This window comes from Aquabacterium sp. UBA2148 (assembly GCF_002328915.1).
Taxonomy (GTDB): domain Bacteria; phylum Pseudomonadota; class Gammaproteobacteria; order Burkholderiales; family Burkholderiaceae_C; genus Aquabacterium; species Aquabacterium parvum.
The window spans coordinates 1-7895 of record NZ_DCXA01000008.1; the positions used below are offsets into that span (position 1 = coordinate 1).

General features: G+C 65.8%; 5 protein-coding genes and 1 pseudogene. 3 read left to right on the forward strand and 3 right to left on the reverse strand.

What is annotated here, in order from left to right:
- On the forward strand, window positions 1–922 hold a 922-nt coding region (locus B2W70_RS00235), incomplete at its 5' end, for a galactose oxidase early set domain-containing protein (RefSeq protein ID WP_286741901.1).
- A gap of 71 nt (window positions 923–993) precedes the next feature.
- Here B2W70_RS00235 and B2W70_RS00240 read toward each other — a convergent pair.
- The 3 genes from B2W70_RS00240 to B2W70_RS00250 form a co-directional block, all read right to left on the reverse strand.
- Window positions 994–1638 (reverse strand): PEP-CTERM sorting domain-containing protein, encoded by a 645-nt coding sequence (locus tag B2W70_RS00240; protein ID WP_286741902.1) that lies wholly within the window; start codon window positions 1636–1638, stop codon window positions 994–996.
- 41 nt (window positions 1639–1679) lie between these two features.
- Window positions 1680–3887, reverse strand: a complete 2208-nt coding sequence (locus B2W70_RS00245; protein ID WP_286741904.1) for a PhoX family protein — start codon at window positions 3885–3887, stop codon at window positions 1680–1682.
- 268 nt (window positions 3888–4155) lie between these two features.
- A complete protein-coding gene (locus B2W70_RS00250; RefSeq protein WP_286741906.1) occupies window positions 4156–5355 on the reverse strand; it encodes an amino acid aminotransferase in 1200 nt (399 codons plus the stop codon).
- A 145-nt stretch (window positions 5356–5500) separates the two neighbouring features.
- Here B2W70_RS00250 and uvrB point away from each other — a divergent pair, with 145 nt between their 5' ends.
- Window positions 5501–7651 carry an excinuclease ABC subunit UvrB gene (gene uvrB, locus B2W70_RS00255; protein ID WP_286741907.1) on the forward strand — a complete coding sequence of 717 codons (2151 nt, stop codon included), beginning with the start codon at window positions 5501–5503 and terminating at the stop codon, window positions 7649–7651.
- A 22-nt stretch (window positions 7652–7673) separates the two neighbouring features.
- Window positions 7674–7895, forward strand: a pseudogene (locus B2W70_RS00260) (hypothetical protein); the annotation flags it as partial.

A 7895-nucleotide genomic window follows, 5' to 3' on the forward strand; every position in this document is an offset into this window, starting at 1 on the left:
CGGCTGGCGCAGCCTGCCGGCGGTGGCCAGCGACGACGCCTATGGTGCGCGCAACTGGAGCTACCCCCGCGCCTGGCAAGCCCCCAACGGTCAGGTCTTCATCGCCACCAAGTGGGGAGGCACCTACTACCTGGACCCGAATGCCGCGGCTGGCGCCGGGCAACTCACCCGCACGCCGCTGAAGCTGGCCGAGAGCGACGACTACCTGCCCTCGGTGATGTTCGCGCCAGGCAAGGTCCTGTCGCTGCGCAAGCTCAACCGCGCTGTGGTGATCGACCTCAATGGCGCCACGCCTGCCTCCAAATCGGTCTGGGGGGTGGGGCAGGACCGCTACCACGCATCGGCCACGGTCATGGCCGACGGCAAGGTGCTGGTCAGCGGCGGCTCGATGGTCTCGAACGTGGCGATTGGCGTGACGTACTCGGCGCGCATCTGGAACCCGGCCAACAACAGCTGGACCACCACGCCATCGGGCAAGAAGATGCGGCTGTACCACTCGGTGGCGATGCTGCTGCCCGACGGGCGCGTGCTCCTGGGGGGCGGTGGCGCACCCGGTCCGCAGAACAACCTCAACGCCGAGATCTACACCCCACCTTACCTGTACAAGCAGGACCGCACGGCGACGCTGGCCACGCGGCCGGTCATCACCTCGGCACCGCAGACGGCGGCCTGGGGCGCGCGCATCAACGTGGGCGTCGATGTGGCGGGTGTCAGCCGGGTCACCCTGGTCAAGACCGGATCGGCCACGCACACGGTGGACTTCGACCAGCGCTTCTTGCCGCTGACGCACACGGCCTCGGGCACGCAGCTGAGCGTGACCATGCCGGCGAACGCCAACCTCGCGCCGCCGGGCTACTACATGCTGTTCGTGTTCAACAGCGCTGGGGTGCCATCGGTGGCGAAGATCATCAAGCTGGGTTGATGGGCCGGTGGCCCCAAGAAAGAGGGGCCCCGAAGGGCCCCTCATCTCTCACGCGAGCAGCTCGCGCTTGATCAGGCGCGGCGGCGGCGAGCGATCAGGCCAGCCACACCCAGACCTGCCAGCATCAGGCCCAAGGCTTCGGGCTCGGGCACAGCGGTCGTGACGTTGTCGATCACCACCGAACCATCGACGAAGCCGAAGCCGTAGATGTCGGCCGTGGCGCGCTGGAAGCCCAGGAACTTGCCTTCGTCGTAGCCGAAAGCATCGGTGTCGATCGACACGCTGAAGCTCTCGAGCACATAGCCGTCGATGTCATAAGCCACCACCAGCATGCTGTTGTTGGTCTTGCCGGCAGCCTGGAACTGGTTGACGAAAGCGCCGACCGACGACACCGGGTTGGCGAACGAGAAACCGATTTCGCCGCGCCCGGTGGTGAAGGCCGAGGCCAGGAAGGAGCCGTCGCGGTTGGCGTTGCCGACCACGCTCCACAGGCCGTTGTCACCCAGGTCCTGGGCGTACTGACCGGCGATGGCGTTGGCCGTGGTCGTCAGCGTCACGCCGTTGCCCAGGTCGAGGCTGCTGCCCACGGTCAGGCCGTCGAACTCGTTGAAGGTGATGACGTCACCGGTGAAGGTGGCGCTGTCGGCGATGACCGGGGCGGCTTGGGCGCCCACGGAAGCTGCCAGCAAAGCGGCAGCAAACAGCTTGGATTTCATGTTGGTGATCCTTTCTTGGGAAGCTTGAACTGCGGCACCCATCAGGAGCCGATGATCCCGCCGTCGTCCTTGGTGATGACGACCACGGAAGAGCGGGGACGACCGGCGGGCAGCACGGTCACGCCGTCCGATTCCACGGCGTACTGGTTCTGAGGCCAGTTCGAGAACTGCGTCGGGTTGGCGAAGGTCGAGTCCTCGCCCGGGTGCTGGATGCCCACGAACATGGTCTTGCCGTCCGGGGTCATCGTCACGCCGGTGACTTCGCACTTGTTGGGCGCGGTCATGAAGCGGCGGGTCACGCCGGTGTTCGGGTCGGCGCACACCATCATGTTGCCGCCGATGTTGACGAAGTCACCCGAGCCATCGCCGACCTGGTCGGTCTGCACCCACAGGCGACCGAAGTAGTCGAACCACAGGCCGTCCGGGGCACCGTAGTCGGCGCTGCCGTTGGGGGCGTCGACGATGTTGCCCTTGTAGTCGTTGGTCGGCTTGGCGGCCTTGGTGGTGGCGGTGTCACCGGCCTGTGCGAACAGGTCCCAGCTGAAAGTCGTCGAGGTGACCGACTTGTTGGCTTCGCGCCAGCGGATGATGTGGCCGTAGACGTTGTCGGCACGCGGGTTGGCCGCGTCCACAGCGGGACGGGCCGAAGCAGCGGTGGTGCTGCCGTCGATGGCATTGGACGAAGGCGTGGTGCTGCTGCCGCGGCGGTTGTTGTTGGTCAGGGTGCAGTACACCTCGACTTCGTCGAAACCGTTGATGCGGGGGCGCGCGCCCGTCCACTCGGGGCGGTCCATCATCGTGGCACCGACGGCGTCAGCGGCCATGCGGGTCTTGATGAGGATCTTGGCTTGCACCTCGGCGTCGTTGGCGCCGGTGAAGTTGGGGTTGTCGCGCAGGGCCTGGCCGTTGACACCGATGGTGCCGGGCTCCAGGGCGACCCACTGACCTTGCAGGCTGCTGTCGAAGCGAGCGACGTACAGGGTGCCGCTGTCGAGCAGGTTGCGGTTGGCGGCGCGGTTGGTCGGATTGAACTTGCCGGAGCAGACGAATTTGTAGATGTACTCGTTGCGCTCGTCGTCACCCATGTAGAAGGCAACGTTGTTCTGGGCATCGACGACGTACTGGGCGCTCTCGTGCTTGAAGCGGCCCAGGGCGGTGCGCTTGACCGGCAGGCTGCGCGGGTCGTAGGGGTCGATTTCGACCACCCAACCGAACAGGTTGGTCTCGTTCGGGTTGACCGACAGGTCGAAGCGAGGGTCGGTGGTGTGCCAGCGGTAGCCGAAGCCACCAGCGGTCACGCCGTAGCGGTTGTACAGCTTGCCTGTTTCGGTGCTGGTGGCGGGCAGGGCGGCGTTCGAGCCGAAGTTGCCGTTCCAGTTCTCTTCGCAGGTCAGGTAGGTGCCCCAGGGCGTGATGCCGTGGGCGCAGTTGTTGATGGTGCCGTAGGCGGTGAAGCCGTCGAGCTGGTTGCCGGTGGGCACCGAGCCGTTTTCGCCAATGACGTACTCGTTGGCCTTCATCAGGGCGTGGCCAGCGGCCGGGCCCGAAACGCGGCTCTTGGTGTTGGCGGTGATGCGGCGGCCGTAGATCGAGTTCTTGACGACGCTCCACTTGCCGTTGATGCGGCGGCCTTCAACGATCGACACGCCGTGGGCGGCTTGCGACTTGCGGGTCTTGGCGATGTTGTAGCCGTTGACCTGACCGTCGGGGAACAGGATGTCTTCGTGCGTGTACTCGTTGTTGGCGCACAGCAGGCCGCGGTCGCTGGCGGCGGCACCGCTGGCACCCGGGAAAGGGAAGAAGTGCATGCCATCGGTGTGCATGCCGTACTGCTTGGCTTGTTGTGCGGCCGTTTCGGAGGCGTTGCCGACGAAGGTGGTGCCACCGGGCATGATCGGGTCGCCCCAGGCCACGAAGACCTGAGCGGTGTAGCCAGCGGGCACGGTGATCTTGTCAACCGTGGAAGTGGCGGAGCCACCCAGCGAGGCGTTCAGCGCGCGGGTGTTGGCGGGCACGCTTTCGAAACCGATGCCGGGGAAGCCCACGCTGGGCGGCACGGCAGCGGCTTCGACGGTGCCGACCAGACCACCCAGGGTCAAGCCACCCACAGATGCCAGTGCGGCGGCGCTCACGCCACCCTGGATGAACTGCCGACGGCTGGCTTCGACGCTGTCGATGACGTCGCGGATGGTGGGAACGTGCGACTCGGCGAGCGTCACGTCGTTGGTGGGATGGGAAGCACCCTTCATCGAAATCTCCGGTGGGTTGATGCAGATGGTTGCCTGTGGGGCAGGCATGAAAACCGTTCACCGGGATCTTCGTAAAAGGGTGTGACAAGGGTTGGGTGGTGGCCACCGAGGGTGTTGATCCGATCAGATCATGCGGCCTGTCATGGACGTAAAAAAACCTGCGGCGGCATGAGCCGAAGCAGGTTTGTTCAGGGTTCTTTGCGCCAGGTGAAAGGCGCCCCTTGTGCGTCGCAGGCTGGGCCTCAGGCCCGCCGCGAACTCAGTGCCCTCACATCACGGCCTTGATGGACGAGGCCACATACGCCAGGTTGCCGGTGTTCAGCGCGGCCACGCAGATGCGGCCGGAGTCGACGCCGTAGACACCGAACTCGCTGCGCAGGCGCTGCATCTGGGTGGCGTTCAGGCCGGAGTAGCTGAACATGCCCTTCTGGCGGGTGATGTAGCCCAGGTCGCCTTCAACGCCAGCGGCCTTGAGGTTCTCGACCAGCGCACCGCGCATCACCTTGATGCGATCGCGCATCTCGGCCAGCTCGTCTTCCCACATCTGGCGCAGCGCGGGCGTGGTCAGCACGGTGGCGACCACTTGCGCGCCGTGCGTGGGCGGGTTGGAGTAGTTGGTGCGGATCACGCGCTTGAGCTGGCTCAGCACGCGGGTCGACTCTTCAGCCGTTTCGCTCACGATGCTCAGGGCGCCCACGCGCTCGCCGTACAGCGAGAAGCTCTTGGAGAAGCTGGTCGACACGAAGTAGCTCAGGCCGGCTTCCAGGAACTTGATGACCACGGCGCCGTCCTCGGCGATGCCGTTGCCAAAGCCTTGGTAGGCCATGTCCAGGAAGGGCACCAGGCCGCCTGCCTTGATCACGGCGATGACCTCATCCCACTGGGCGTCGGTCATGTCGTAGCCGGTCGGGTTGTGGCAGCAGGCGTGCAGCAGCACGATGGTGCCGGCCGCGGCCGACTTCAGCTTGGCGATCAGGCCGTCGAAGTTGATGCCGCGCTTCTCAGCGTCGTAGTAGGGGTAGGTGTCAACCGGGAAGCCGGCCGACTCGAACAGGGCGCGGTGGTTTTCCCAGCTCGGGTCCGAGATCAGGACCTGGGCGCTGGGGTTCAGGCGCTTGAGGAAGTCGGCGCCGAGTTTGAGGCCGCCCGTGCCGCCGATGGCCTGGGCGGTGGCGATGCGGCCGCCCTTGACGGCGGGGTGTTCGGCGCCGAAGACCAGGCCTTGCACAGCCTTGTCATAGGCCACGATGCCGTCGATGGGCAGGTAGCCACGTGCCTTGGGGGCTTCGAGCATCTGCTTTTCAGCGGCGGCCACGCACTTGAGCAGGGGCAGCTTGCCCTGGTCGTCGGTGTACACGCCCACGCCCAGGTTCACCTTCTTGGGGTTGGGGTCGGCGTTGAACTGTTCGTTGAGGCCCAGGATCGGGTCGCGGGGGGCCATTTCAACGGAAGCAAACAGTGAGGCCATGCAAGCAGTCTCCGGTCGGTTGAGATAAGCTGAAAGATTCGGTGCCGCGGCCAGCGCTTCCTGTGGGATGCGTCGCCTCGGGTGCCACCGTTCAGCCAGTGCCCGATGTGGGCAAACCCTTGATTTTAGCCCGTAGTCGCCTCGGATGCCCGCCTCCACCGCCCAATCCCCTGCTGCCAGCCGTTCAGGTGTCACGGAATCCGACGCATCCTCGGGTCAGCCCGCCGGCCAGTTCGTGAGCTTCGAGGGCTCGCCCTTCGAGCTCTTTCAGCCCTACCCGCCGGCCGGTGACCAGCCCACCGCCATCGCCCAGCTTTGCGAGGGCATCGAAGACGGCCTGAGCTACCAGACCCTGCTGGGCGTGACCGGCTCGGGCAAGACCTTCACCATGGCCAACGTCATCGCCCGTGAAGGTCGACCGGCCATCGTTTTTGCGCCCAACAAGACCCTGGCGGCGCAGCTCTACGCCGAGTTCCGCGAGTTCTTCCCCAACAACGCCGTCGAGTACTTCGTCAGCTACTACGACTACTACCAGCCCGAAGCCTACGTTCCGCAGCGCGACCTCTTCATCGAGAAGGACAGCGCCATCAACGAGGCCATCGAGCAGATGCGGCTGTCCGCCACCAAGAGCCTGCTCGAGCGCCGCGACGTGGTCATCGTGGCCACCGTCTCGGCCATCTACGGCATCGGCAAGCCCGAGGACTACACGCAGATGCGCTTCATCGTGCGCAATGGCGACAAGCTCGGCCAGCGCGACGCCATCGCCCAGCTGATTCGCATGCAGTACAAGCGCAACGATGCCGACTTCAGCCGGGGCACCTTCCGCGTGCGCGGCGACACCATCGACATCTTCCCGGCCGAGCACTCCGAACTGGCCTTGCGCGTCGAGCTCTTCGACGACGAGGTCGATTCCCTCTCGCTGTTCGACCCGCTCACCGGCCGCATCCAGCAGAAGATCCCGCGCTTCGTGGTTTACCCATCGAGCCACTACGTGACGCCGCGCGAGCAGGTGCTGCGCGCCATCGACGGCATCAAGGAAGAGCTCAATGTGCGCGTCAAGGAGCTGGTGTCAGCAGGAAAGTTGGTCGAGGCCCAGCGCGTCGAGCAGCGCACCCGGTTCGATCTGGAAATGCTCCAGGAAGTCGGCCACTGCAAGGGCATCGAGAACTACACCCGGCACCTGTCGGGCGCCAAGCCGGGCGACCCGCCGCCCACGCTGGTGGACTACATGCCCAGTGACTCGCTCATGTTCCTCGACGAGAGCCACGTGATGATCGGCCAGCTCAGCGCCATGTACAACGGCGACCGCGCCCGCAAGACCACGCTGGTGGAGTATGGTTTTCGCCTGCCCTCGGCGATGGACAACCGCCCGCTCAAGTTCGAGGAGTTCGAAGGCAAGATGCGCCAGTGCATCTTCGTGACGGCCACCCCTGCTGTGTACGAGCAGCAGCACGCCGGCCAGGTGGTCGAGCAGGTGGTGCGCCCCACCGGCCTGGTCGACCCGGTCGTCGAGGTGCGCCCGGCCACCCACCAGGTTGACGACGTGCTGCAGGAAATCCGCATCCGCGTCGAGAAAAACGAGCGCGTGCTCATCACCACGCTGACCAAGCGCATGGCCGAGCAGCTCACCGACTACCTGACCGAGAACGGCGTCAAGGTGCGCTACCTGCACTCCGACATCGACACCGTCGAGCGCGTCGAGATCCTGCGCGACCTGCGCCTGGGCACCTTCGACGTGCTGGTCGGCATCAACCTGCTGCGCGAGGGCCTGGACATCCCCGAAGTCTCGCTCGTGGCCATCCTGGACGCCGACAAGGAAGGCTTCCTGCGCGCCGAGCGCAGCCTGATCCAGACCATCGGCCGCGCCGCGCGCAACCAGAACGGCCACGCCATCCTCTACGCCGACAAGGTGACCGAGTCGATGCGCAAGGCGATGGACGAAACCGCCCGCCGCCGCGCCAAGCAGATCGCCCACAACGAGGCCCACGGCATCACCCCCAAGACCATCAACAAGAAGGTCAAGGAGCTGATCGATGGCGTGATGTCCAACGCCGCCAAGGACGACCTCAAGGCCGCCGAGGCCCTGGCCAAGTCGATGGAAGGCGCGGAGGCCCTGTCCGAGCGCGACCTGGGCAAGCGCATCAAGCAACTGGAAAAGGACATGCTCGAAGCCGCCCGCGCGCTGGAGTTCGAAAAAGCCGCCCGCCTGCGCGACCAGCTGGCCCTGCTCAAGGAGCAGGCCTTTGGCGCCGCCGGCCACGACCACGTCCTGGCTGCTGCGTCGGCTCGCAAGTAAACAAGAGAAGTCAACGCCTCCGATGTCCAGCCTGCTGTCCCGCATCCTCGGCGCCACCGGCGTTACCGCCCCTGGCGACGCTTCCATCGAGCGCAACCCGGGTGCCCGCGTGCGCGTGCTCATGGTCTGCATGGGCAACATCTGCCGCAGCCCGACCGCCGAAGCCGTGCTGCGTCAGCGCCTGGAGCAAGCGGGCCTGGCCGAACAGGTCGAGGTCGACTCGGCGGGCACCCACGCCTACCAC

What these genes read in the sequence shown, in the direction of transcription:
- B2W70_RS00240 (WP_286741902.1), bottom strand. Translation starts at nt 1,638, where the DNA reads ATGAAATCCAAGCTGTTTGCTGCCGCTTTGCTGGCAGCTTCCGTGGGC.
- B2W70_RS00245 (WP_286741904.1), bottom strand. Translation starts at nt 3,887, where the DNA reads ATGAAGGGTGCTTCCCATCCCACCAACGACGTGACGCTCGCCGAGTCG.
- B2W70_RS00250 (WP_286741906.1), bottom strand. Translation starts at nt 5,355, where the DNA reads ATGGCCTCACTGTTTGCTTCCGTTGAAATGGCCCCCCGCGACCCGATC.
- uvrB (WP_286741907.1), top strand. Translation starts at nt 5,501, where the DNA reads ATGCCCGCCTCCACCGCCCAATCCCCTGCTGCCAGCCGTTCAGGTGTC.